We start from the raw sequence: 25,560 nt of genomic DNA, 5'->3' as shown, positions 1-25,560 counted from the left end.
TTTTTCAAAAAAAAGTTATTTTTTTAATTCAAGGATGAGCAGGCAGTCGTCTGTCTCTTCTGGCGGCGTAAATTCCACCTGCTCCATCAAGGCGACGTCCTCTTGAACATACGTACGTCCATTACGCGGATCGAACCAGCTCACCTTATACACCTCTTGCGCGTGCGCAGGAGAATTCAACACGATCACTTGGTTGACAGGTGTATATACAAAAACAACAGATCTATCCGTATTCGTAGCTGCCCGGATATGGGATGTCCCAGGTCTATTGATTCCATAGATGATAGACTGGTCGGGTACGAAAGTCGAAAAATCCCACTTTTCCATGAAAAGCCTAAGGTGTTTTATTTGTTCCGCCCCCGGCCGACGTAGCGCTTCCCGCCAAGTATGTAGGCTTGGTAACACACTATTTTTGCCCACCTCTACAAATTGCCACACCGCATTGTTTCCGTAACTGAACCCCATAGCCCCCGATAGGAGCCCCCAATATGCCTGATTACGCACATCGCGGTCCGAAAAGAATCCACCGCGGAAGTATGTGCTATCTCTAATTATTCCTGAGCGATCGATTACCCCGCTATCTAGCTCCTTCAAGGGCTTTTGTGCTATATATTCCCAGAATTTTATGGGGATATCCTCATAAGCAGGTTCCCCGTCGAGAAACGGCTTTGGTGGGTCCAGTAAACGGTGCGCCTCGGCATATTGATAGCCTGGCATTGCCTTCCGCGCATGGCCGGTTTGGTACATATTGAAGGCCAGCCACGGTGACTTATGGAACCAATAGGCCGAAGTGCTCTCCCCTGCCGGATGATAACTCATTAGCTGTGTATTTCCGTTGCCCATTTGAATTCCCGTCGCCATGCTATCCCATACCCTGTTTGCCTCCGTATTATCCACGTTACGGTCCCCTCCTAAAACCCAGACAATGGGTTTATTGCGGTAACGGCTGCCAAGAAAGCTCCCATAATCGTACGCGTTTTGGGGCGTAAAAATGTAAGATCGATCCCCATCTCTTTTGTTTGGGACATAGCTACCCCAGGTTGGTAGCACCGCCAGATAGAGGCCTAAACTTTGTGCTTTATTTACTACATAATCAATATGTTCAAAATATCGCAGGTTTGGCGTAGCCGGATCAAGGTGCCGGAGCGGAAGCTCGCCATAGGCATTCGGCGACGACAGCCCATTGTGTTCCGCCAATACCACAGCATAAATCACAGTGAACCCCTGCTCCATCCTAGTCGTTAAGTACTCATCGACTCCCGTACTATCCAATTTATGAAATAGCTCCCATGCCGTATCGCCGATCCAAACAAAAGGTTTTCCATCCTCTTTCTGCAGATAATGGCTTGAAGTTGCCACCTTTAATGACTGCGCTTGCACCATCTTCAGCTGAAGCAAGATCAGTATGCCCATAGCAATACAACGTGATCGAATCATTGTTTTATCATCTAAATCGTATAATTATTTAACGCTTTCGCTTCGCGGGTTGCAGCGCTTTTATTTCCACCTGTGGCGCCAGCGATTTAGACACCTTTTCCGTCACGATCCTTTTCTTCAACCGAAATTTCCCATTTTCAACGACGGAAGCTGCAGAAGTCCCAACCATCAAATCATAACTACCTTTCTCGGCAACCCATGCAGAAGCATCTGTGTCAAATGAAGAAAGCATACGTGGTGTTATCTCAAACCGGAGTGTTTGGGATTCCCCAGGTTGGAGTAATCGCGTTTTACCGAAAGCTTTCAATTCCTTTTCAGGATGGTCCAGCTTACCTATTGGTGCTTTGGCATATACCTGTATGATCTCCTTGCCAGCAAACTGACCGACATTCTTCACCGTAATTTCTATATGGGCACGGCCCTCGCTAGCCTTTTTAACTTTAAAGTCTGTGTAGTCAAAAGCGGTATAAGAAAGTCCAAATCCAAAGGGAAATGAAGTCTTCACATCAAATGTTTCATAGTATCGGTAACCAACGTAAATATCCTCTTCGTAAACCACCTCTGTCGGATTTCTGGCAGGAGTGCCGGGGAAGTTTTTAGCCGACGGAACATCAGTGTACCTGACGGGAAATGTCGTTGGAAGTTTACCCGCTGGGGTAAACCTGCCACTTACCAAATCAGCAACCGCATGACCACCTTCCTGACCCGACTGCCAAGTCAGCAGTATACCGTCGACTTTATCTTTCCAGGATGCAGTCTCCACCACACCACCGACATTCAATAAGACAACCACTTTTTTATGTTCCGCATGATAAGCATTCGACACCCTATCGATTAATGTGTATTCTTCGTTAGTTAGGTTGAAATGGTCGATCTTTCGGTCACCACCTTCGCCAAATATGCGCATTATGGAGATAAACGCTACATCTGATTCCTTCGCGCTTGTTTCTATGTCGAGATTGCTGAATTGCAATTCGCCCAATATACTATCTCGTTGAGGCATAGCTGTAATCAGACTATCGGCTTTCTCTACAATCAGCTTACCTTTCTCTAGGTAAGTCATATATTTTTCAGCTAATGTGGGATCAATTTTAAAGCCTGCATGGTTTAATCCCTCGGCGACAGACACCGCATGTGCATAATTGACCGCACCACTTCCTGTCCCTCCAGGGAGATTTTTATAGCTGTAATTTCCAAATAATGCTATAGATTTAGAGCCCTTATTTAATGGAAGTACATTATGTTCATTTTTTAATAAGACCATACTTTCTCTCGCCACCCGACGTGCAATTTCTTTGCTCTTTTCAAAATCGGGTTTATCGGTATAATGATAATTCTTCCATGTACCGGTTTTTAGCGCCACATTAAGAATATTCGCAATGTTTTGGTCGACTACATCCATGCTCAGATCCCCATAACGCAGTGCATGGGCAATCGTATCGGTCCATACTTGTAAACCGGGCATCAACAGGTCGTTATGCGCTTTCATTTGTTCCACCGGATCATCGCCACCGTACCAATCCGTCAGTACGAAACCGTCGAAGCCCCATTCTTTGCGGAGGATATCCACAAGCAGTTCTTTGCTTTGCGGGGTGTATACGCCGTTAATCTTGTTGTATGACGACATCACCGTCCACGGTTTCGCTTCCTGAACTGCGATACGGTATCCCTCTAAATAAATCTCACGTAAAGCGCGCTCCGATAAGATGGTGTTAATGTACCGTCTGCTTGTCTCTTGATTATTGGCTGCAAAATGCTTAATAGATGCGCCAACACCTTGAGATTGTATGCCCTGTACAAATGCCGAAGCCATTTTGCCCGTCAACAAGGGGTCTTCGGAGTAGTATTCAAAACTTCTCCCCCCCAATGGATCGCGATGAATATTCATGGCCGGAGCCAAGAGTATATCCACGCCATACTCGCGCGCTTCATGCCCCATGGCCTCACCTATCTCCTTAGAAAGAGACGTATCCCATCCTGAAGCTACGAGGGTCGCCACCGGAAAAGCGGTCGCATAATAAGTTTGTTTTTCGCCCATTCGTTTGGGCGCAATACGAACACCCGCCGGACCATCTGACAAGTAGATGGGGGGGATCCCCAGATGCAAAAAAGGGTATGTATAACCACCCACAGCTACAATATTTTTTTGCTTTTTCCCCGGCAAAGCGATTGGGTAAACTTCACGGCGTTTTGCACCGGTGACCATCAGCGCCTTCTCTTCAATTGTCATGGCCGCGATCACTTCATTCAGTGGGTCAATACCAAATTGCGGGTATTTCTTTTGTGCATATAGATCTTTTATCGACCCAACCAGTCCCAACATCAGCAATGTGAAATAAAAAACTACCTTTTGATTACTTTTCTGCATAATTCTAAATTTTGTTATTCCTAAAAAGATCCTTCTGTACATTCGACCTTTTAACCCACCGCAGCGGATCCATCCGCGTGTTTACTATCGTTTTAAATGCTTGAATATCTCGTTTGCTATCAACTCATGCCCCAAACGGTTTGGATGGTTAACATGTGACATCAACGGTGCAATCGTTCCCTCCGTTCTAAATACGGTTTCAAATGCTGCATACGAATCCGCAATAGGTAAACCATTCATCCGCGCCAACTTTCTGATCTGCCTTGCATGCTGGCTCAGCATGTTTTCCGGATTGTTCATATCCTGCCGCTGATCAGGAGATGGCGTCAGCAGTACGAGGGGCGTACCATTGGACTTCGCATAGCTGATCATTTGATCCCAAGCAACATTTGCACGCGCAAGGCCCAGTCCCAGGTCATTAAGAGCATAGTCGATGAACACGAGGTCTGGCCGGTGAGGCAATACATCGTTCAAGAACCTGGCTTCGCCTTTTTCCGCATGCTCCCCGCCGATCGCCGTGACGATGATATTGATAACCGCTTTTGGATATTCCTTTTTCAGCAGACCAAGTAAGATATAAGGATATGAATCCAAGGTGTGCACCTCTTGATTAGCCCAGTATCCTGAAGGAACGGAGTGTCCGTGGAACACGAGATTTATGGTTCGGTTATGCGGAAATACCTTCTTTAATTCCTGTTTGAGCTGACAGAGATTCTGTAATGAATCTTGCCCTAGATGTGCATTAGCTATTAAGCAAATAAAGAGGCAATACATGCTCATTATTATTTTTTTCATCCTGTTTTACAATTTTATTACCACGCAACAGTAACATGTCCTGTTACGTTTCTTATTACAAAATGATGTCCATATTTAGGATCCCCCTTTTCAAAGGTCTGCTGCCCCGTTTTCCAAGGATAGCCCACATTTAAATAAGCTTTAAAACTATCTACCGTGACGTGGTCTTCTGGATAGATGCGTAGGGTCGCATTTTTTAGACCAGCGATCCGTATCCTTCTACTCACTCCGAGTTCACCGGAATGCATTTCTTTGGAAGACACGATACCATCATGCTGCTCAACGAAAACGCGAACCTCATTGTGCCAAGCTGTAGGGAAGTGATAAGTTGACATACCCCTTTCTAATTTGGTATCGTACCCATGTAAAATTGGAGCACCCTGCGGAAATTTAAACTTCTGAAGCACTGTTGTATTTGGTGCATAGCCAGAAAAGAAAAAACCATTATGACTGCGTGCTATGGTCAACATCGGACTTTTAACCGACACCCCCTCCTTCTCATATGAAAGTCGGTAATCGAATTCGGCTAAAAGGTGGCGCACGAGCTTCGGACTTATTGCCCACTGCTCCGGATCATCCGGACGCAGTAACATACCGCCCTGAAAACTGCTTGAATTGGTACCACGTATGTACGCTACCTTTCCACCTTTCCACGAGGGAAGCGACCTTATCCAGGCCTGATCGCGTTGCATTTTACCTTGTATTACGTATGCAATACGTTTCGTGTGTTGATCGTGTTTGTCCGCTATCATTGTCCGCAGCCCCCCTCCCGAAAACAGCGAGTTGTGTTGTATTTTTGTTGGCATATGCCCATTGACGACATCGGGTTCGAGCTGACTTACCAGTTCCAGTTCACCTTCTAATGGTTCGATATTTTTAAGATTCAGCAGCTCTCTAAATCCAGTGCTTGCGCGATCGGCGGGACCGTACACAATTGCTTGACCACCCTTTTTTATAAATTCACTTAATGCAGTCTCCTGTGCAGATCCAGCATCAGGCACTATGGTCAACACGATCGACTCAAGATAATAACTAGGGTCGCTTTTTAACAGCTTCGTGAAATTTGTAGTAGAAGTTACCGTATTCAGCGGTAGCCCTTCGTTGATCGCCTGTCTAATAAACCAGTCCCCATAATACATTTCTGGTAACAAATCGTGGCGTTCCTTCGCCCAATCATGATACTCATCAAAAGGATAAACCCATACCACCGGACCTGCTGCCGTAGGCGAATCCTCCCGCCCTCTCAGAATATGCGGAATGACCTCATTAGGAACCACATCCGGTATGTTCCCAAACGAATCGTCTATTGTTAAAAAGTTTAATGTAGACGGTAGTGCCACCTGCCCTTTTTCGTCAATTCGGGCCACCGACATGGGCATATAAATATCATGCGGAAAGCGCCCATAGCGATCCAACCAAGGGCTGTTAAGCCACCACGGATCATGGGTATAGAAGCGATAAACATAGCGATCATCAGGCAATTCAGCTATATGCGACATATACCCAACCATTTCAAGACCGAAGTCGCCGTCAATTGCTGCCCAAGGCGAATTAGGTGGAGGCATTATGTTAAATCCAGATTTATAGATACTCCGTAGGTCGACGCCATCTCGTGCTAGATCGACGCCTGTAGAAAGGTTTGATCCTCTTGTTTGTATTTCGAAGCCGGCGCATTCCTTTCGAAATAGCGTCCAGAAGTTGATAATTTTCTGCCGCGTATGCTCCAGCTTATGTTGCAGAAACCCTGCACCCGTAAAGACCGCCCCCGTGGAAGACCAAGGCTCTACGCCAAAGCCGAATCCATTACTCAGCCACAAAAAGTCAAAATTCAAATCCGTCAAAAAAAGCTGGCTCTGCTTCCCAAAGAAAGTCCCGAAGGGGGTTTGATCCGGAATACCATTAGGATAAGCTGCGTAAGCCACATTATCGCCATTAAGCAAAGCGTAACAACTCACGAACGACTTGTGCCCCATAGCGTTGCCTTCCAGTATCTCTGGATGGCGTACATATTTAAATTCCGACCTAGCAAATTCAGGCCCTGGATCGAACGTGGCGCCAATCTTTATTTTTTTTCCTGTTATTTCCGTACCCTTTTCGCGTAGTGTTTCAATAATCAAGCTAAGATCGGCATAAGAAAAGTCCGGTGGATTGTCCATATAAAGATATGCACGCTCATGAAGCGAGAGGGATTTCGGACCAGATCCTACGGGGTAACTCGTATTCGGATTTCCAATATATTTAGCCCATTCCAGCGGTTGTTGCATGTCTCCGGTGTATTCCAGAATTTCCGACCCATCAGCTATCCACAGCATCACGGAAACAGTATCGGTATGTACCAATAAATTTGACCACTGCTCAAACATGTGCGTTGCCACCTCCGCAATATACGCCGGATCTTTCTGTTTGAACGGCTTCAATGAGGTTTCCAAGGTAATGTTCTGAAATTTCTTCGGCTCCTTGGGATATACTTGTTTCCCGTCCCATGAAACGATCAAGAGGTAACACGAAAACAGTAAGGTGATATAAATTTTGGCTGACTTCATACGCATTTACTTTACTAAGACAGTTTCAATGTTTAAATATTTACCGATCTTTTGGATGGTAGCGGCATGATGACCTATACCCAGTGCAAAATGATGGGTAGGCCCTTCAGCAACCCAATTTTTCAAAAATTGACGCACATCAGATCCAAAAAAGCCTCGGGTATTGGTATTGCCAGTTGGCGGTATCGGACCTTCTACCGACTGTCCTTCGGCAACGATAAACTTAAATCGGCCATCATATGTAGAGCTGATACTCAACATCGTTATCGGGCCTTCTTTGATTTTAAACTCTACTCCCGCTCCAAAGCCTGGTTTACCGTGATACTTCTTAAGACTCCTTAGAACAGGTTTACCTTCCGCTATGGTTACATTGTGCGGGCCATCATGCCCCACCAAGACAAAGTTTTCATTAAAATCGACGGGGTGAAACTCTGCAAAGCTACCACCGATACCCAGGCGATCCATCACCATCATAGCAATACATGTCTTGAGATCAGATTCGCCACACATCGGAAAACCTGCTGCCGTTAAAAGCGAGTTACCTACGATCAAGTTTGACATTACCAATTGTTCTGTGCTTTGGGCCGCACCCTCATAGTAATACGCCAAACCATCTAATTTCTTAGCCGCCACAAAGGCTTTTAATGCCAATGAAACCTTTGCCGCCACTTCAAGATCCTCCTGCTTTAATTTCTCCGATATGGGATCAGATACCGGATCCGGTGTATCAAAAAAGCCCAGAATAAAGTCTTTTTCTCTTTCCAGATCTATCACGTCGACCTCTTGGTATGCGCTGATAATTTCGTGCGATTCACACTGCACGACATGCAATCCAAAATGTGCCGTAAGCATGGTCGAATCGGTATGCATATCCAGCATGGCTTCTATTGGATGTCCGATATGGCCTATCCTAGATCGTTTCAGGCTATGCAATACATTTGCAATGCGGCAGTACTTTCCGATTTCTTCCAACGCTTCTGCATCATCATACAACGTGCCGATGATAACATCCGGTACCGGACGTCCCAATCGAACGGCAACGCCTGTAAATTCAGGTAGCGAACAAATGTCATCATTAAACAGTTGCTTATATGTCGAGGCTTGTTCATAGTTAAGTGCTTTATCCGGCTGCAGCGCAACCAATACCAACGGCACCTGAATATTTTTAACGATCGCACCAAAGGTACTGGAAGTGGCATAAGTAAGCATATCACAGAAGATCAGGTCCAAGTCGGCCGCCAGTAGCTTAGGAACAAGATCGTAAGCCGATTGCGCGTCATCTACCATTCCAAAATCGACGACTTCCACATCGAACTGCCCCACCATGCCTATAAACACTTCCTGCTTTTCCAGCATGTCTTCCAACAAACCCTCAAATTGTGCCCAATACTTAACATATCCTACACCAAAAACCCCGATACGTGCTTTTGCATCCCTTTTCGTCGGCGACTTATAACGGGCTGTACTCGAATTCAATTTTATTTCCATTATTACAATTTATACTTAACGCACTAAGTTAATTAACTTCAAACATAACCATAAAATGATTATATCCCAAAAAAAAGTATTATTTTATTTTCAATTTAAAACAATGCTTTCACACGGGGAACCAGTCCCACAAACAACAGAAAGCCCAAAGGGTACATTAACCCTGCTACCACCCATAGCGGCGTATACGAATATCGGGTTACGATTTCTCCTATGAACGGATTGATCAGCAGGCTCGATAATGCACCGGCAGTGCCGGAGACGCCCACGACAGTAGACGTCGCTTTACTACCAAACATATCGGATATTGCCGTAATGTAATTTGTGATCCAAAATCCATGTGCGAACAGCAGCAGAGACAGTAGCGCAATTGCCAGCTGATAAGAATCGACAAACGCAATAAACGGCGCACTGATCGTGAGTCCAGCCGCTACCCCCATCACCCATTTTCGAGCGCTGTTGAGCGATACCCCACGTTGCACAAGCTTATCGGAAATCCATCCACCGAAGATGTTTGATATTCCTAACGCCAGAAATGGGATCCAAAACAAGTCGCCGATACGCTCAAACGACATCCCACGATATTCACTAAGGTATTTTGGAACCCAAAACATCAAAAAGTACATGACCGGATCCAAGAGAAATCGTATGGCCACGAATACCCAGAGGTACCGGTTCTTTAAAATAGTGACAAACGGAATGCGGTAAGCCATTATTTTTTCCCTACCCGATACTACATACTTCTGCCAAGGAACTAAGAACCAAACCAAAACCCACATCACACCGATGATCCCCGGTATAATAAAACTTGCTCTCCAACCGTAATTTGACGCAACATACGTAGTAAGCGGAGGCGCCAGAACCGCACCAAGTGCAGATCCACCTATAGCAATACCGTTGGCCATTCCGCGTTTCTTTTCATCGAACCACTCGTACACCACCTTAGCTGCTCCGGGAAAACAGCCCCCCTCCCCAAACCCCAATAGGAAGCGAAAAGCGATAAGCTGATAGAAACCCTGCATCGCACCATGCAGCAGGCAAGCGACAGACCAGATCAATACCGCCAACCCCAAGCCGATTTTGCCCCCTACAGTATCGATTATGCGTCCTCCGACAGTGAACATTAGGGCATAACTAACCAGAAAGCTCGTATTTATCCATCCATATTGCACGTCAGTAATATGGAACTCTTCCTGAATTTTTATGATGGTCATGGAAAGCACCTGTCGGTCCAAAAAATTTAATCCAGTAGCGACAAAAACCAGAATCAATACAAGCCATGCTATTCTATTCTTCATTCGTGTAATTTTTATTTTGCGTTTTTATATGCGGTTATTTAGTAAGGTATATGGTCTACAAACATAAAAACATGTTCGGTTAAACGCTAAGTATGTTAACGCATGAAGCTTAAACTGTAAAACATCATAAACACATTTGTTACACAAACTAATTATTTTATATTTGTAGCTCAACCCTTTTATAGTATATATGAGTTCTAAATTTATTTCCATCAGCGAAGAAATCATCAAACGAATCAAAGATGGTGATTTGATCCCCGGCGATAAAGTTCCTTCCGAAAATGATCTGATCAAAACCTTTAACGTGAGTAACACGACCGCCCGCAAAAGCCTTCTGAACTTAGAGACTTTAGGATGGGTGCGTCGTATAAAAGGCAAGGGCACATTTGTACTAAACCGAACTGGGGAGCACAAAATTGTGCGTACCTTGGGTTCCATCGAATCCACACGAAAGGGGTTCAATGAAAGTTTGTCACAAGAAGGATTTGAACCTAAAAATATTGTCATTGAAAAAACGATATTACAGGAAGGTATATCCACCATGATTCAACATAAACAACTGACGCTGGAAGGCCCTGTCTTGAAAATACACATCCTTCGTTACGCGGACGATGAAATTTTGAAAGACGAAACCCGCTACATTTCGCTGACACAATGCCCTAAGATTGAACGCGTTTCGCCGGAGATATCTTTTTTCAAAATGTATGAACAGACCTACAACCTGAAGATAAAAAACATTGAACAAACCCTTAAAACGGTCATATTCGACGAAAACACCCCCGAGAACTATTTTGAAAACGAAGCGCCTATCGCCATCTTCATTCTGGATAGCGCGGTCATAGCGGATGACGGCAATATCATTGAAATAGAGCATTCGTTTTACAGCGGAGACAAGTACCAATTTGGTATTATCGCTCATCCAAATTACTAGCTTATTCGCCATTCGTTTTTAGGTATTTCAATAGCACGCTCAACTGCGGTCTATCCATTCCATTTCTTGGTTCTATCGCCAGCTTGTACTTATTCCACCACGGCCCAGCCGCCCAGTATGTGCCATTTACGCCGTTAGCTTTCAGATATTCCAGCATCTTATCGAGTGTTACTAACCAACGCGGATCATCGTCGGGCACGCCATACTCTCCGAGAAAACCACGTAAGTTATTCTCCTTAAGCCATTCAACGAAGGGCTTTGCACGCATCATACCTGTCTCCGAGGTTGTTTCTTCGGTATCGTACGTACCTTTGTAGGTCCCAGAAGCATCCTTATCAAAATAAAGGTGAGCTTCAAAAATCAGGTTAGTCGAAGGATCCACCAAATCCTTCAAGTTTCCGCTCGCCTGCTGCCAACGCTGCGCCGAACTCCAGCTATCGCCACCGACCATAATCGGCGTTTGTGAGTCGATCTTCCGGATTCGATAGATAGCCTGTTGCGCAATAGTAAACCACGGCACACTGTCCAACATACCATGTGGTTCGTTCATAAGGCCGTAAGCCCAGATGTTTTCCTTCTCTTTAAATTGTTCCGCAATCTTGGCCCAAGCATCTTCAAAATGTGCAACACTTAGATTCGGCGAGCCTATAATTTCTCGGGTGCCATTTACAAAGCGTCTTCCGTAATTGTGCATATCCAGAATCACCCATAAGTTTCTCTCCCTAGCGGCATCCACAAAAGCTGTCATTCGCAGCAGTTCTTCCTCGTCTAAAGGCCCATTCACCTCATGCTGTATGCGCTCCCAAAGAAAAGGCAGACGGAAAAGCGTAAGCCCCCGTGATTTGAAATAATCTAGTTCTGCAATTGTTGGATAGGTGTAATCCCGATTGAATACACCCGGCGTTTTCTGGTGTGCAAACTCGGCGCCAGCCAGGTTGACACCATATGGCTTTTCACTGCGGTCGGGCATATTGCGTTCCGCTTTGACCAGGCGAAAACGGTGCCCCGTAGGTTTAGCAGTTAAGTATATTGAATCCGGCAGCACTCTGGCTCGCTGCTCCAGACCTTCCTGTAGCGGCTTTAGATGTAAATAGTCGTCGAATATTTTTTTGAATGTATCGTAACGCTTATCGTTTGAAACCTGTAAAAAAGACAAATATTCCGATATAAATTGGCGAATTGCCTCCATTTTGCTGTCCCACATTTCCTGCGGCAGATAGCTAAATTCCACAAATTTAATATCCCGCAACTTCCGCTGGACATTCCGGTAGGCAACAGCCTGCTGTAATACTTTTAGCGACTGTTGGTACTGCGGCGTATTTTTGTATACAGCAAGATTCACACCCGCTGCGAGTTCTTCATACGTAAAATTATGGATCAAGATATCGTCTATAGACAACGCATATACCCCCTCATCCAAATTGCTTACCTGTAGCAACTGCTTATTGAACTCATCCACAATTGTTATCCATTTCAGCGCGCCCTCTGCTTCTGGCGGAACAGGAAAAGGTAAAGATTCTTCAAGGTATTCAAATGAGACCTGGTCACTCCCTGCATCTAGATTCGTCACTGTACCCGCATGAATTTGTGAAACCCCCGACTTATCGATGGTAAGCGAAGACACCCTTTCAGGTGCATTTATAGCTTTAAGAAAAGTGTGGGTCATAACCATATGTCCCACAGGTTCAGGGTGTACCCTGTCCTGGCCGACAACGGTCGCTTGGGCGTTGTGCTTTTGCATTTTCGCGTTCACTTCATTCATGATCGTCCAGTAGTCAACTACCATCACCTTATGCTTTTTTGCCAACTTATCGACAATCTCGCCACATCGCTCCAAAGCCCCATTGACTCCTATGAGATTGACTGCCGTTAAACGACCTGTTTCGTCATAAATACTTGGCTTTTGTAGGATAATATTGGTTTTCGTTCGCTTGAGACGGGTTAAAAAAGTGTCATAATACGATTCAAAATCTTTCAACGCCCTATCCTTACGCTGTTGAATATCAGCTTCCGCCTGTTTCTCCGGCGCGTACAAACTGCGGTTTACATCATTCATTCCGGCCATGACGATAGACCAGTTTGCTTTATTAGGTACAATATCGGCTTCCATACGTCTCAAAAAACTATTCGCGTTATCACCTTTTATCCCCAAATTATAAAATGTGAGTCTTTTATCCGGGAAACGTGTCGCATAGTACAGTAAAATATAATGATGAAAATCGCCACTATGCGTGATGCTGTTACCAATAAAGCTCACTTTATCACCAGCCTTAAAAAACATATCTTCCTCCTGCTGTTGCGCCGAGGTAGTAAACACCGCGAAAAAGAGCAATATCGATAGTACCACCCTGTTGAAAAAGTTGATGAGCTGCAAATGTTTCATGACTATTCAGGCAATATGGTTATCTCGAATTCACGCACGACGGACTTATAATCTTCAGCACTGGAGTTGGAAGCCAAAAAAGCGACATGGTATGTTCCCGGAGCATGATAGATATACGTATAATCGGACAGCCTATTGGAACCGATATTTTGGATAGGGGCTCCTCTGTCGGGGGGTACTTTCGTAAAATAGAGCGGCTTCGTAATCAGCCAATCTTCGCTTGGATCACTATTTGGCCCACCGCCGATAATCACGATATCCGCTATGGGGTTTCCTCGGATCGTCCAGGCAGTCGCCGGGTTCAATACGTCGATGGTTGTCCAGCCGGCATTACCAAGTTGTGCTACTGGAATCTCAGAACCATCAGATAGCTCCGTACTTGCTTGTAGTCCGCGTACTATCCAGTTACCCGGCCTCGTGACAGGGTCTCGTTCACCGACGAATTTGAAAGCCATGAAAAACGGCTTTGCAACATCGACCCAAGGGGTCAGTTCGAGGAAATCTGATTCCACGATGGTCGCATCCGTCGCTATGTCTACTTGCGACGTAATATCGGTCCATGTAGCCTGTGCAACACCTACTGCGTTAAGTTGTTCCAGATCGTTACTTACCATCAGCCGCAGCGATGCTACCTGGTTGCCGCCACCACCATATTGGGTAATAATTTTCGCCTTGGGGATACCCCCTTCGACCTGTGTCCGCTCCCTGAATCGATAGTCGGCCCCCGGGAGCCCGGAATAAAATGTGATATTATCTGGTTTTCCAGAAAACTCAAACCGAATGGTATCCCCTACCCGATAATTCGTTTTTGTCAGCTTAACCTCAAAATCAGGATGCCCAACATGGATATTTTTTTCACAGGAAAGCAGCCCAATAAAAAAAGCAATGGATAAGATTTTATGTAAATATTTCATGATTAGTATGATTAAGAAAATTAATACCCTGGGTTTTGAGTTAAAGCCTTATTGAGCGCCATATCATAGGTCGGAATAGGTAATAACACGTTGCGATCCGACACGTTACGAGAGCCCAGCACGTGCCCTTCAACACCGCCGTTAGCCAGCGCCCAAGCGATGTAGTTTTTCATGTCCCCCACAAAATTGCCCCAGCGGATCAAATCGGTACGGCGCGAGGCCTCAAAGCAGAACTCCCTAGCCCTTTCATCCTTAATCATTTCCCTGAACTCATCTTTGGTTAGGTCGGCGGGCAGGTCGGCGTCCACACCGGCATGAGGGGGCTGCGGCAACAGTAGGCCATAGGCACGTCGACGCACTTCATTGATGTACGTATAGGCATTATCAGGGCCGTTTAGTTCATTTTCTGCCTCCGCGGCCATCAATAGCACGTCCGCATACCTTAAAATAGGAAAGTTCTGAGGAGAGGTCGATATATCTTTAGGTGACACCACCTCATACTCTCTACGCCATTTTCCCATATTTCTTCTCCATCTGTCGTTGTTTGGGGTTTTCACACCCGGTGTTCCTACATAGGTGTACGGTGCGAGGTTCCAGTCCCTTCTCAAATCCAGAGAAGCTTTCAAAGGCACTGCAGTGCTATTAGGGTCCAATTCATACAGATCGAACAGCTTGCCGCTGCCGTTTATCAGGCCACCGCTGCGGCCAAGTTCGGCATCTTGTGTTCGTATTCCACCCCGAGCGCCGATGTAATACGTATATTCTTGCATTGCCCCCTGTGTATTGCCATAAAATTCCACTTCCCAGATACTCTCCCGAATATCATACTCATCCTTTGCATATTTGATGAATACGTCGGAATAATCCGGATTTAAGCTGTGTAATCCTGAATTCCGTACTGCCAATGACCATTTCAGTGCATCCGCATATTTCGCGCGATCCATTAGGGGATATCCGGCCATTTTAAGATAAACCCGCGCCAATATTCCCTGCACAGCAGAACGCGATACCCTACCACCAAAATTTACCGTTGCCTCCGTGTTTCCGCCAGCTACCTCATCGACCAGTTGCTCTGCTTCCAACATATCGGCGATGACCAGGTCATATACCTCGCGCATGGGCGTCCGGGGCACATCCATCTGATTAATCGAAGGCTTTACCGTCAGATACAACGGTACGTCGCCGTAATTGCTGACCAACATGAAATAGTAATAGGCACGCAGAAAGAGCGCCTGCCCCTTGATTCGGTTTTTCGGTCCATCGGCCAGATCAGTATCATCTATGACATCCAAGATCAGGTTTGCCCGATAGATTCCGTTGTATAATACTTTCCAAAAATCCGTTACGTTGGCCTCCGCAGGCCCATAAATATAGACCGTAGCATTCGAGGAGCCCGTATTGGTATATTCAATATCCGTGCTTACATTGAGCCAGTAGGGCCAAACGTCGCCATAAAATGTTCTATTGCCTAATATATCATACACGCCAGCAAGTGCAAGATCAAAATCGTTGACGGTTTTATACGAAGGCGTTACGAAATCGGTCGGTTCGGTATCAAGAAAACTCTTGCAGGAAGAAGATCCCAGTGAGAGTGCGATTAAAATATAGATGAGTCTCATATTCATGAAAATTAAAAAGTTGTGGTCAAACCAAAGGTTATTGTCCTTGCCAATGGATATGCAGAAAAATCAAATCCAGGCGTCAATGCAGAATGTCGCACCGAAACTTCTGGATTCGATCCGGAATAAGATGTCCAGGTGTGCAGATTCTGCGCTGCTGCGTACACGCGCAACGAACTTACTTTCAATCGACTTAGCACTTGGTCCTGAAATGTATAACCTAGCGAAACTGTCTTAAGGCGCAAGAATGATCCGTCTTCCACGATACGGCTAGAATAATAGGTGTCACGTTGTCCGCCTGTCCTGAACATTTCGTTGCTCGGGTTCTCGGGTGTCCAGCGATCTACATAACTGGCGTACTGATTGAGTGAGCGCTGGCGCTTAGCGTTTCCTTCAAAAATTAGTCTATTCGCATTCAGAATATCATTACCATAGGACCATTGAAAGAAAATATTCAGATCAAAACCGTTGTAATCAAAACGGTTTGTAAATCCTCCCGTATGGATCGGAAGCCCCCTTCCAATAATCGTAAAATCCATCTCATTTACCTCAAGATCACCATTTATATCTTTATATTTGATATCCCCTGGCTGTATATTTGCTCGTGGTTGTCCGTTTGTCGTAATATGGTCCTTAAGTACGTAATTTCCCAGCACCTGATCAAAGTCATCATACTGATACACTCCGTCCCATGCTAGGCCGTACATTTGCGCCAATGGCCCTCCCACGACGGAGATATAGGGGAATACATTTCTAAAATCCGTATCAAATGCGACCGGGCTTAGCAGCGCGTTCTGATTTTCGTTGAGCGCTATAATTTTGTTTTGGTTAAAACTGATATTAAAATTAGTACTCCATTTAAACCTGTCTCTCTCCACGTTAATGGTGTTCAATGTCAGTTCCAAACCCTGATTACGCAGCTCACCGATATTTTTATAAGCTGTTGCCAAATTCGTGGCGCTGCTTGTTAAGCCTGTCGCATAAGGCAGACTCGCGTCCAACAACAAATCTTTCGTATTTCGCCTATAGACATCAGCAACCAATTCTACCTTCCCTTCGAAGAAAGATAAATCTAATCCGATATTACTTTGTTCGGTCGTTTCCCATGTTAAGTCCGGGTTGCCATACTGCAAAAGGAGCGCCCCCCGGGTGGGTGCAGCATTATTAAAGGAGTATCCCCCAAATCTTGGCACGCTCAACTGTGTAATGTATGGAAAATCCGAAACCCGATTGTTACCTGTCAATCCATAACTCATCCTAATTTTGGCATTATGCAGGAAGGAGACATCACGTAAGAAGTTCTCCTCGGAGACGGTCCATGCAAACGCAGCCGATGGAAAGAACGCCCATCGGTTGCCTGGTGCAAATTTTGAAGATCCGTCATAGCGGAACGAAGACGTTAATCTATACTTATTCTTATACCCATAATTAAATCGTCCTAAAAAAGACATCAAAGACCATCTGGAAGAAGATGAAAAACCAACGTTGGTTCCGGCTTCGTCCAAGCCATCAATTCCTAACGATTCGTTTAGTATATTAAGCCCTTGGAAACCATAATCTCCGCTATCATATTGCTGTAAGGAATATCCACCCACCGCATTGAGGGTGTGTCCTTGTTTGAACGATTTCTTATACGTCAGAATATTCTCATTCACCCAGGTGGTCCTTGGACGGAAGGCAATGGATCCGTTAACACCTTCATTGCGTCTTATGTTACCATTTGCAGTCAGGGAATTGAAAAACATGTCCTGGCGCACCATCACGTTGGTGTAAGCCGCCGATGATCTGAAGATTAGATTTGGACTAAACGAATATTCACCGTATCCATTCAGGGTCAGCGTATTGGCAAAAGTTTCACGCAGCTCATTTTCTGTCGACAAAATCGGATTTACCCGGAAGTCATTCTCCGGAGCGGTAGGATCGAACAAATCTTCGAGTAGCGATTCATTTAAACCCTTTACCGGGCGGAATCCCCATACAGAGGCCAGCAAACTTAGTCCACTGTACGTGATCCGCATGGAAGGCTCACCGACGATGATACCATATGTTTTGTTCGCACTATAATTTGCTATGGTTCCCACTTTCAATTTTTTACCCAATTGCTGATCAAACTGAAACCGGAGCTGCTTTCGATCAAATCCCGAGTTGGTTACCAATCCGTTATTTTTCAGCAGGTTACCAGAGAGCGAATACGTTGTACCATTGCTACCGCCACGTAGCGACAGCTCGTGGTTGTGTACAAATGCCTGTTTATATATTTGGTCCTGCAGATCGAGGCTAGGTTCATCCCGATAGCTCTCCAATGTACGGGTCGCCAGGTAATAATCTGTGGTGAACTGTGGTTCTAGCTCGTACTGGTATTTCACGAACTCGTAGGCTTTCATGAGCTCAAGAGGTTTCGGGTTTTCCGCGAAGCCCGCATAGGCATTGTAGCCTACCACTGGTTTTCCGGCCACTCCCTTTTTTGTTGTGATTATAATAACACCGTTGGCACCCCGGGCCCCGTATATTGCGGTAGCCGAGGCATCTTTTAGTATTTCGATTGAAGCGATATCTCCCGGATTAATGCTGTTGCTATTTGCATCTTCCAACGGAAATCCATCAACAACGTACAGTGGCGCTGTATTTTGTGTAATGGATCCTGAGCCACGGATTACGATGTTAGTATTCGAACCAGGCTGCCCGTCATTAGCTGTTACCGTGACTCCGGCGATCCGGCCCGCTAACGCCTCGTCAAATGATTTTACGGGGGCTTGCGCCAGATCTTTCATATTGACCGATCCTACAGACCCCGTCACGTCACGACGTGTTGTCTCTCCGTAACCAATGACGACGACATCGTCTAATGTAGTGGCCTTGCTCGTTAACATGACATTAAAGGCTCTTTTCTCTCCCACCTGTACTTCCACGCTTTCATATCCTAAGGACGTAAAAACGAGTACATCCTCAGCACCTCTCACATTTAGGGAAAATATGCCCGAAGCATCGGTCTTTGTTGACACAGATCGATTTTTTACGGAGATGCTTACACCTTCCAACGCGCTATTCTGCTGATTCACGACCTTTCCGGAGATCGGAACCGCCACGGGGGCACGCTGCGCATAAATTAGGCTGTTACAGAACAGGCCGTACAGCACTAGTTTGCAATTTATTAAAAACACTATTTTTTTCATCATCTAGTTGTATTTGGATATAGGTTAACAATTATTTTTATCTTCCTAACTCTGGATTAATATCAATCTCCCTTCGCGGGATCGGGAACACTAGTTCATCATCTTCGACTGTAAAATTTAATCCTTTACCAGCAAAGAAAGCGTTGATAACCTGTTGCGTTTTCCCTGTCCGTCGCAAATCAAACCACCGATGCCCTTCGAACGCAAATTCAATTCGACGTTCTTGTGCAATCGCATTACGCATCAGCTCTTGATCGGTAATTTCCAAGTCTTCCAAGTCAGCACGAAATCGAATCCGATTGAGGTATTTCAGCGCTTCACCTGTATTATCAGTTTCATTGAGTGCTTCGGCGTACATAAGAAGTACATCTGCATAGCGTATCAATGTAAAATTAACCGCTCCATCCCTTGGATTTTCGGCCGTTAAATCAACGAATTTTAGTCCATGTCGGCTGTATTCTTTTACTCCATTTGGTCTAATGGTATCACCAACGGATGCCGTCTTCCGTTTATCACCGGCTTCATACGCCTCCATCAAATCCAACGATGGAGTGATCCGGCCAGATCCCTGTTGGTTATTGGCTAGCAAGCCCGTTGAAGCAGGAGTAAATAGCACCGAATACTCGTTGCCCTGATTGAATCCGGAAATAAACTGCAATTCGAACAACGATTCGTCCAGGTTACTATTACCAGGCTTAAATAGCGTTTGGTATTCGGGCTGCAAGCCATACTTATCCATCTCCGTCAGCTCTTTCAAGACCTTTAACGCATCAGCGTGCTGATTATGCGTTAGATACACTTTACCCAGCAATGCTTTAACGGTACCCAAGGCCACTTTTCCCTTGTCCGTATGGCCGTTATCCACTAATAATTGCTCGGCCTCTATCAGGTCGTTGACGATTTCCTCATATACCTCTTCCGCAGGCTTCAATGACAGGTCGGCCTTGGCTATATCTTCCGGACTTCGAAACTCTTCCCGCGTGATAGGCGAACGGCCGAAGACCTGCACCATTAAAAAATAGCTATACGCCCTAATAAATCTTGCCTCTCCGGCAATTCTCGCTTTAATTTCTGTATTCAAATCCGAATTTTCTAACCGTTGCAGTAGAATATTTGTACGTGCTATTGTAAACAGCACCTTCGTCCAAAAGCCCTGTACGATCGTATTCGATGGTGTTAGATTCATCTCGTCAAACTCCATTTCCGCCACAGATGAAGACGAAATTGAAACTTCGGCGTTATCGGTGGTTAATTCGGCGATGTAGAATATCTCCCGGGTAAAGACGTCACGAAAAGAGGCGTAAACACCGACCAATGCGTTTTCAAAATCTTCCGTAGTTTTATAGAAGTTATTTTCACTAATCTGATGAGCCGGAGATAGTTCTAAAAATTTGTTGCAGGAACACAAAAATAACAGTGACAGCGCAACAGAAAGCATATATTTTTTCATCTGTATAGAGTTTTTAAGGTGATGAAACGATTGTGATTTTGTTCGATCTACCTGTTGATTATAAAAATTTTAAAAGTTCCATATAGCTATTTTTGCCATCAACGAATACGCATCCGCAAACCTAGCGTAAAAGTTCGGGGCAGAGGGTATGAAAAATAATCTATACCACTTGCGGCGATATTATCACCGGTGGAACTGCCTTCGGGATCATAACCTGGGTAATCTGTAAATGTGTACACGTTGGAAACATCGGCAAAAAGATCGATTGCAGGGATACTGGTGTTAAACAACTTAGCCGCAGGCAACTTGTACGCCAGATTAACATTCCGAATCCGAACAAAAGAAGCCTCAAAGAGGTATCTCGAATTGACACCAATTCCACGCGCATAATCATTTCGTATAGCTCTCGGCACCAGTCCATTACCCGGCTCTGCTTCCGACTTCCACCGATCATTCACCAGCGCGAGCTGATTTTGAACGCCTGCCGAATTCATAATGATTTCAGCACCCTGAAAATACATTTTTTGCCCATATGACCCGGTTAAACTTATGCCGAGCGAAAGATTTTTGTACGTAAGCTGATTGTTAAACCCAAAGGTATACTTCGGCCATGGGGCACCGACATACGTTTTGTCGTCATCGGTAATCTTGCCATCTCCATTAGCATCCCTGAACCTGATATCTCCTGGCTGCGTATTTGGATGCTGCAAAGCTGATGTCCGCACTTCATCCCAGTTTTTGAACACACCTACAGCTTCCAACAAAAAGAAACTTGAAATTGGCTGCCCCACTTCTGTCGCCTGATAAGCAGAACTTAATATTCTTGCCGACGAGCTGTTAAGCGCCAGCACCTTATTTCTATTGAAGCTGATATTAAAATTCGTATTCCATTGAAAGAAGCTACCCGTGATATTTTGCGTATTCAGTGCAATCTCCAAACCTTTATTTTCAAGCTCACCGATATTTTGAGTCACGGACCCGAATCCTGTCGCCGCGGGCAGTAAACTGTTTAACAGCAAATCCTTTTTCATATTGCGGTAGGCATCCACTGTCAGGTTAATCCGATTATTAAACATTGTCAGATCCAAACCAAGATTGGTTTGTAAAGATCGTTCCCAGGTTAGGTTCTCGTTAGCAAGCGTTTGAGGCGTTACGCCCAGCAATGGCTGACCATTACCTACATACGGCACCACGCCTAGAAGACCGATATGTGCGTAATTTCCGATCAAGTTATTTCCCGATGCGCCGTAGCTGGCCCGTATTTTCAATTCGTCCACGAAGCTCAAAGCCTTCATAAATGCTTCATCCGATAACCTGTAGCCCAACGAGGCAGAAGGAAAAGTACCCCACCGGTTATTCACACCAAATCTTGAACTTCCGTCCTTTCGCACCGTACCCGTTAGTAACCACTTGTTTTTGAAACTATAATTGATCCTGCCTAGCCACGACAACATAGCCCATTCGGTAATGTAATTTGTTCCAGCATTTACATTTCCTCCAGCTAGGAAGGGAATCAAATCTGTCGGAAAATCCATTGCACCGGCCTGCAACATGTTTAAACTCTCCTTTTGCGCCGTAAACCCGGCCACCGCATCAAACTTGTGGTCCGCTCCAAACCTTGCGGTGTAATTAATGGTGTTTTCGTTTAACCAATTGAGCAAGGCACTATTATGTGCCCCAGCCGTAGCCGGACTGGTTTTAGCTCCCCACTCACCAATCTGTGACGATTTCCATAATCTCGTCGCATTCGTAATATAATTGACGCCTATCGACGTTTTTATGGATAAACCATCAAGAATATCATATTGAAGGTAGTTATTGCTGAAAATATTCACCGAATTTCGTTTATCGCTAAACTCTTCAAGAATTAAATAGGGATTTTCAACCGGGACACCCAAAGGATCAAGCAGCTCCGAGCTGTATGAGCCATCTGCCTGGTAAATGGGCATAGCTGGCGAATTTGCCAAAGCAGCGGCGATTAGCCCCCGTGTACCTAGATGACCTTCGGCACGTGCAAAATCACCATGGGTATAAGACCCTGCTAAAGATACGCCCAGTGACAACCGATCCGACAATTTCACATCGATATTCGAGCGAATATTATATTTATTGAAGTCTGATCTTTTGATAATTCCTTGCTGATTATAATAGCCAAGCGAGACCATATAATCGACCGATTCCCCTCCACCCGCTGTAGAAAGCTGGTAATTCTGCAGCGGTGCATTTCTAAAAATCTGATCTTGCCAATCGATATTTGTATGCAACGACTGCAGGTCGCGAAACTCCGGTCGTACGCGTGTACCGCCTGTTCGTACGTCATTTGGATCCTCGGCATTTCCCCCTGCATACACCCAAGCATTATCCCGTCCCTCTGCATGAAATTCGGCAAATTCCCGCGCGGACATCATCTCCAACTTATTGGCCACTGTTTGGAAGCCTCCTGCAGCCTCGATATGAACTACCGGATCCCCCTTTCTTCCCTTTTTCGTCGTGATAATAATAACACCGTTGGCTCCTCGCGATCCATAAATAGCTGTTGCGGATGCGTCCTTTAAAACCTCGATGGAGGCGATATCAGCAGGATTAATACTGCTTAGCGGATTAATTTTTGAAACCGTATTGCGGGCCATACCAGCCGAAGAATACGTATCGCCGTTAAAATTCGACACGTCCGAGCCTCCCCCTCCTGAGCCTATAGCATAACCATCGATGACATATAATGGCTGGTTACCTCCCGTAATGGAATTGATACCCCTGATAACAATATTGACATTACCTCCGGGGGCACCGCTGGTTTGGGTAATCTGTGCACCAGCGACTTTACCTTGCATCATCTGATCAAAACTTGCAGCCGGCCCCGGCTGTAGATCGTCGGGAGACAAACTCGTTACCGACCCCGTTATGTCTCTTTTACGCTGCGAACCATACCCGATGACAACCACCGAATCGAGACTTTCTGCCGCCGCTATCAGGCTTATATTGTACACGGACACATCCCCTACCCGCACTTGACCCGCTTTGTAGCCCACTGAATTAAAAGTCAATAAATCGTCCGCTTTTGCTTGCACTGAATATTCTCCAGCACTATTGGTGCTTGTTCCTTGACGCTTCCCAATAACGTTTACGGTTACGCCAGATAGCGGCACTGCGCTGACCGCGTCCATTACCTTCCCCGTTACGGTACGCACCTGCGCATTCGCCGTAAAACCTGATAGAAAAACAATAAGAACAAAGTAACTAAATAGGTTAAGGTGTGAATAATTTTTGCTCATAATAATCATATTTACCGGATAGATTAGTTTACGCACTATCTTAATTTTAAAAAAACAAATACTTTAAAAATATCCCGAGGGTTTATAATTTACATTGCTTAACAATAGAATAAACGTCAATACTTAACGCACTATGTTAACATTTCACAAACATATATGTTTTTTTCATAAATAAAAAATCTTTTTTATTTATTTCGTTTCAACATGAATTTCGGCTATTAATTAGATATTGGGTTTTATATATCGGCTGGCCGCGTGCAAGGAGTCTTTATGTACAAGCAGCGATGAGGGCTATTCTTTTCTTACCAAGGGGGTGGATGGGTTGGAAATATTTGAAATGAAGGTTATGGATGGAATGGCAACAGAAGTACCTAAAACTGTTAATAAAGGGAACGAAAAAATCCAACCGGGAATGATATTAGCGTAAGTCTGAGAAGAAAATATACTGGCTTGACAATGGCCCACTGAAGTCAAACATCTACCCCATACATGGAGCACCTACCTATCGGTTATCACTTTCTTCCTCTTTTCCTTCCTGTATCAATTCATTAACCTCTTCCATTTCTCCACTTTCGAGCGTTTTAACGTCTTCTGCCTGTTCATCGTTCACTTTGTCAATATGGAACGTGCACCCTATAGGAAAATGGTCTGAACCTACGGAAGGATAAATAAACAGTTGGTCAATAAAAATATCGGGACTGTGAAACAATAAGTCCAAAGGCACTCGGAAGAACCAATATTTTGCATGGAATGTCGACAATATCCCTCTACCGATCCGCGCGTCGAGCAGTCTGCTTGTCTTCTTAAATAAAATAGAGGATTTCGCCCAGGCCACATTATTAAAATCTCCTGTTACGAGCACCGGAATGTCGTAGTCCTTTACCTTTTTCGCTACGGCGAGCAGATCTCCATCCCGTTCCTTAGAATTATCTTCTTCCGTAGGACTAGGCGGTGGCGGGTGCACACCGAAGAATATAAAACGGCATCCGTCTTCCGTTTCGAGTTCAGCTTCGATACTAGGCAGGTCGTCCGCAACAAAATAATGCGTCTGTATTTTATTGACTTTCAGCTTTGTATAAAAGTGCATTCCGTACGTATTTTCCAAACCGATTTTTTCGTGGCCCGGATAGTCCGCCTCCAGCACTTCCAACGCTTTTTCCCAATCCTTGTTACTCTCAATCGTTAAGAATATATCTGGCTTCTCTTCCTTAATTAACGTTATAAAACGATCATATTCTGTATTATACTGATATATATTACAAGATATGACCTTAACTTTATTTGTACTATGTTTTGCATGCGGAAATTTCTGCGTTCGCCAAAACTTAGTGTATCGCATCAAGATAAACACATGATATATAATCAACGTCAACTGTACGGATTGGAGTACCCAAAGTGTCGTTATATCTTTAATCAAAAAGAAAGAAATGCAAAAAGCCCCTATTTGAAGGAACAGGAGCTGCAATTTAATGAATTCGGCTACTCTGAACACCCAATGTTGATGTTGTATAAAAGGGAGTACGCTCAACAAAATCAGAAGAGCAGAAAAAATTATTGCAAATAGTTCCATTGGGTACTAAGATAAAAAAATTCTATAAAAACCAGACCCCTCGGGTTTCACACCTATCAAGCCATTTATCATAGCAAAATCGGAATCAGCCTGTAAAAAAATCCTATGCCTACCAACCCACATACGCGGGAGGTTTAATTCCCTTTAGCCGCAGGTAGACGATGATCTGTCCTACATTTTTGCCATGACTCCCGTATAATGGATGTATTCAAAAATAGTTAAAATGTGCTACAAATGTCAATATTCTGGATCGACGAATAAGTTGTACGTAAAACCATATTGCAATCGTACCGGGAACGATTGCGTAATTTGATGGAAA

Annotated in this window: 15 protein-coding genes; 2 read left to right on the top strand and 13 right to left on the bottom strand. The window is 44.8% G+C overall.

The annotated features are described in order from the left end of the window. Positions 1–15: 15 nt before the first annotated feature. From FAZ15_RS13680 to FAZ15_RS13655, 6 genes are all read right to left on the bottom strand, one after another. Positions 16–1,437: an apiosidase-like domain-containing protein gene (locus FAZ15_RS13680; protein ID WP_136901877.1), complete on the bottom strand. Its 1,422-nt coding sequence runs from the start codon at positions 1,435–1,437 to the stop codon at positions 16–18. A gap of 28 nt (positions 1,438–1,465) precedes the next feature. Further along, entirely contained in the window at positions 1,466–3,805 is a 2,340-nt protein-coding gene (locus FAZ15_RS13675) for a glycoside hydrolase family 3 C-terminal domain-containing protein (RefSeq protein WP_136901876.1), read from the bottom strand. A gap of 84 nt (positions 3,806–3,889) precedes the next feature. Continuing rightward, entirely contained in the window at positions 3,890–4,600 is a 711-nt protein-coding gene (locus FAZ15_RS13670) for an SGNH/GDSL hydrolase family protein (protein ID WP_136901875.1), read from the bottom strand. Positions 4,601–4,617: 17 nt separating this feature from the next. Continuing rightward, positions 4,618–7,143 (bottom strand): hypothetical protein, encoded by a 2,526-nt coding sequence (locus FAZ15_RS13665; protein ID WP_202912397.1) that lies wholly within the window; start codon positions 7,141–7,143, stop codon positions 4,618–4,620. Between the two features lie 6 nt (positions 7,144–7,149). Beyond that, the gene (locus FAZ15_RS13660) at positions 7,150–8,631 is read right to left on the bottom strand and encodes an L-fucose/L-arabinose isomerase family protein (RefSeq protein WP_136901873.1); all 1,482 of its coding nucleotides are present in this window, start codon (positions 8,629–8,631) and stop codon (positions 7,150–7,152) included. 95 nt (positions 8,632–8,726) lie between these two features. Beyond that, complete coding sequence (locus FAZ15_RS13655) at positions 8,727–9,929, bottom strand: MFS transporter (RefSeq protein WP_136901872.1); 1,203 nt, start codon at positions 9,927–9,929, stop codon at positions 8,727–8,729. A gap of 190 nt (positions 9,930–10,119) precedes the next feature. On the opposite strand from FAZ15_RS13655, the gene FAZ15_RS13650 reads away from it, so the two are divergent. Continuing rightward, on the top strand, positions 10,120–10,860 hold the full coding sequence (locus FAZ15_RS13650; RefSeq protein ID WP_136901871.1) for a GntR family transcriptional regulator: 741 nt from the start codon (positions 10,120–10,122) through the stop codon (positions 10,858–10,860). A gap of 1 nt (position 10,861) precedes the next feature. On the opposite strand, the gene FAZ15_RS13645 is transcribed toward FAZ15_RS13650, so the two are convergent. The 6 genes from FAZ15_RS13645 to FAZ15_RS13620 all read right to left on the bottom strand — a co-directional run bounded on the left by FAZ15_RS13645 (position 10,862) and on the right by FAZ15_RS13620 (position 23,671). Then, complete coding sequence (locus FAZ15_RS13645; RefSeq protein WP_136901870.1) at positions 10,862–13,243, bottom strand: cellulase family glycosylhydrolase; 2,382 nt, start codon at positions 13,241–13,243, stop codon at positions 10,862–10,864. A 2-nt stretch (positions 13,244–13,245) separates the two neighbouring features. Then, entirely contained in the window at positions 13,246–14,157 is a 912-nt protein-coding gene (locus FAZ15_RS13640) for a DUF5017 domain-containing protein (protein ID WP_136901869.1), read from the bottom strand. Between the two features lie 20 nt (positions 14,158–14,177). Then, complete coding sequence (locus tag FAZ15_RS13635) at positions 14,178–15,776, bottom strand: RagB/SusD family nutrient uptake outer membrane protein (RefSeq protein WP_162304941.1); 1,599 nt, start codon at positions 15,774–15,776, stop codon at positions 14,178–14,180. 11 nt (positions 15,777–15,787) lie between these two features. Beyond that, positions 15,788–18,952: a SusC/RagA family TonB-linked outer membrane protein gene (locus tag FAZ15_RS13630; protein WP_238387255.1), complete on the bottom strand. Its 3,165-nt coding sequence runs from the start codon at positions 18,950–18,952 to the stop codon at positions 15,788–15,790. 34 nt (positions 18,953–18,986) lie between these two features. Beyond that, positions 18,987–20,399, bottom strand: a complete 1,413-nt coding sequence (locus FAZ15_RS13625) for a RagB/SusD family nutrient uptake outer membrane protein (protein WP_136901867.1) — start codon at positions 20,397–20,399, stop codon at positions 18,987–18,989. Between the two features lie 98 nt (positions 20,400–20,497). After that, positions 20,498–23,671: a SusC/RagA family TonB-linked outer membrane protein gene (locus FAZ15_RS13620; protein WP_136901866.1), complete on the bottom strand. Its 3,174-nt coding sequence runs from the start codon at positions 23,669–23,671 to the stop codon at positions 20,498–20,500. 229 nt (positions 23,672–23,900) lie between these two features. Here FAZ15_RS13620 and FAZ15_RS13615 point away from each other — a divergent pair, with 229 nt between their 5' ends. Beyond that, positions 23,901–24,098, top strand: a complete 198-nt coding sequence (locus FAZ15_RS13615) for a hypothetical protein (RefSeq protein ID WP_136901865.1) — start codon at positions 23,901–23,903, stop codon at positions 24,096–24,098. Positions 24,099–24,173: 75 nt separating this feature from the next. Here the strand turns inward: FAZ15_RS13615 and FAZ15_RS13610 are convergent, their stop codons facing one another. Next, a complete protein-coding gene (locus tag FAZ15_RS13610; RefSeq protein ID WP_136901864.1) occupies positions 24,174–25,241 on the bottom strand; it encodes an endonuclease/exonuclease/phosphatase family protein in 1,068 nt (355 codons plus the stop codon). Positions 25,242–25,560: the final 319 nt, after the last annotated feature.

The sequence above is a fragment of the Sphingobacterium olei genome (genome assembly GCF_005048855.1).
In the GTDB taxonomy this organism is placed as follows: Bacteria; Bacteroidota; Bacteroidia; order Sphingobacteriales; family Sphingobacteriaceae; genus Sphingobacterium; species Sphingobacterium olei.
The sequence above is the reverse complement of the archived record's forward strand: the minus strand, read 5'-3'. Positions and strand labels throughout refer to the sequence as shown.